This is a genomic window from Pseudomonas sp. TH37 (assembly GCF_016650735.1).
Taxonomy (GTDB): domain Bacteria; phylum Pseudomonadota; class Gammaproteobacteria; order Pseudomonadales; family Pseudomonadaceae; genus Aquipseudomonas; species Aquipseudomonas farris.
In genome coordinates this window covers 1-287 of sequence record NZ_JAEKFD010000029.1, presented here as the reverse complement: position 1 = coordinate 287, position 287 = coordinate 1, and the positions used below count along the sequence as shown (strand labels likewise).

The following is a 287-nucleotide window of genomic DNA, read 5'->3' as shown; positions in this document are numbered from 1 at the left end:
GAAGCAGCTTTAAGCTCCAAGCTGATAGCTCAACGCTAACAGTTACGCGCTCGAAATTGGGTCTGTAGCTCAGTTGGTTAGAGCGCACCCCTGATAAGGGTGAGGTCGGCAGTTCGAATCTGCCCAGACCCACCAATTTTGTATGGGGCCATAGCTCAGCTGGGAGAGCGCCTGCCTTGCACGCAGGAGGTCAACGGTTCGATCCCGTTTGGCTCCACCATTAACTGCTTCGAAACGTTTGAGAGTTTAGAAATGAATATTCCGCTGTGAATATTGATTTCTAGTCT

Annotated in this window: 2 tRNA genes; both read left to right on the top strand. The window is 50.2% G+C overall.

What is annotated here, in order from left to right:
* The first annotated feature begins 58 nt into the window (after positions 1-58).
* Positions 59-135: transfer RNA gene (locus JFU11_RS27940), tRNA-Ile, on the top strand.
* 9 nt (positions 136-144) lie between these two features.
* A tRNA-Ala gene (locus JFU11_RS27935) sits at positions 145-220 on the top strand.
* The last annotated feature ends 67 nt before the right edge of the window (positions 221-287 follow it).